The 1,732-nt window shown below is 52.8% G+C and carries 1 rRNA gene; it reads left to right on the forward strand.

Annotation, left to right across the window (positions count from 1 at the left end):
* The first annotated feature begins 146 nt into the window (after positions 1 to 146).
* A 16S ribosomal RNA gene (locus tag BEG40_RS21480) occupies positions 147 to 1,688 on the forward strand.
* The last annotated feature ends 44 nt before the right edge of the window (positions 1,689 to 1,732 follow it).

The following is a 1,732-nucleotide window of genomic DNA, read 5'->3' on the forward strand; positions in this document are numbered from 1 at the left end:
ACTGCTCTTTAACAATTTATCAGACAATCTGTGTGGGCACTCGAAGATACGGATTCTTAACGTCCTCGGACGATAAATGAATACCAAGTCTCAAGAGTGAACACGTAATTCATTACGAAGTTTAATTCTTTGAGCATCAAACTTTTAAATTGAAGAGTTTGATCATGGCTCAGATTGAACGCTGGCGGCAGGCCTAACACATGCAAGTCGAACGGTAACAGGGATCAGCTTGCTGATTCGCTGACGAGTGGCGGACGGGTGAGTAATGTCTGGGAAACTGCCCGATGGAGGGGGATAACTACTGGAAACGGTAGCTAATACCGCATAACGTCGCAAGACCAAAGAGGGGGACCTTCGGGCCTCTTGCCATTGGATGTGCCCAGATGGGATTAGCTAGTAGGTGGGGTAACGGCTCACCTAGGCGACGATCCCTAGCTGGTCTGAGAGGATGACCAGCCACACTGGAACTGAGACACGGTCCAGACTCCTACGGGAGGCAGCAGTGGGGAATATTGCACAATGGGCGCAAGCCTGATGCAGCCATGCCGCGTGTATGAAGAAGGCCTTCGGGTTGTAAAGTACTTTCAGCGGGGAGGAAGGGAGTAAAGTTAATACCTTTGCTCATTGACGTTACCCGCAGAAGAAGCACCGGCTAACTCCGTGCCAGCAGCCGCGGTAATACGGAGGGTGCAAGCGTTAATCGGAATTACTGGGCGTAAAGCGCACGCAGGCGGTCTGTTAAGTCAGATGTGAAATCCCCGGGCTCAACCTGGGAACTGCATCTGATACTGGCAGGCTTGAGTCTCGTAGAGGGGGGTAGAATTCCAGGTGTAGCGGTGAAATGCGTAGAGATCTGGAGGAATACCGGTGGCGAAGGCGGCCCCCTGGACGAAGACTGACGCTCAGGTGCGAAAGCGTGGGGAGCAAACAGGATTAGATACCCTGGTAGTCCACGCCGTAAACGATGTCGACTTGGAGGTTGTGCCCTTGAGGCGTGGCTTCCGGAGCTAACGCGTTAAGTCGACCGCCTGGGGAGTACGGCCGCAAGGTTAAAACTCAAATGAATTGACGGGGGCCCGCACAAGCGGTGGAGCATGTGGTTTAATTCGATGCAACGCGAAGAACCTTACCTGGTCTTGACATCCACGGAAGTTTTCAGAGATGAGAATGTGCCTTCGGGAACCGTGAGACAGGTGCTGCATGGCTGTCGTCAGCTCGTGTTGTGAAATGTTGGGTTAAGTCCCGCAACGAGCGCAACCCTTATCCTTTGTTGCCAGCGGTCCGGCCGGGAACTCAAAGGAGACTGCCAGTGATAAACTGGAGGAAGGTGGGGATGACGTCAAGTCATCATGGCCCTTACGACCAGGGCTACACACGTGCTACAATGGCGCATACAAAGAGAAGCGACCTCGCGAGAGCAAGCGGACCTCATAAAGTGCGTCGTAGTCCGGATTGGAGTCTGCAACTCGACTCCATGAAGTCGGAATCGCTAGTAATCGTGGATCAGAATGCCACGGTGAATACGTTCCCGGGCCTTGTACACACCGCCCGTCACACCATGGGAGTGGGTTGCAAAAGAAGTAGGTAGCTTAACCTTCGGGAGGGCGCTTACCACTTTGTGATTCATGACTGGGGTGAAGTCGTAACAAGGTAACCGTAGGGGAACCTGCGGTTGGATCACCTCCTTACCTTAAAGAAGCGTTCTTTGAAGTGCTCACACAGATTGTCTGAT

It is taken from the genome of Escherichia sp. MOD1-EC5495 (genome assembly GCF_002965965.1).
GTDB lineage: Bacteria > Pseudomonadota > Gammaproteobacteria > Enterobacterales > Enterobacteriaceae > Escherichia > Escherichia ruysiae.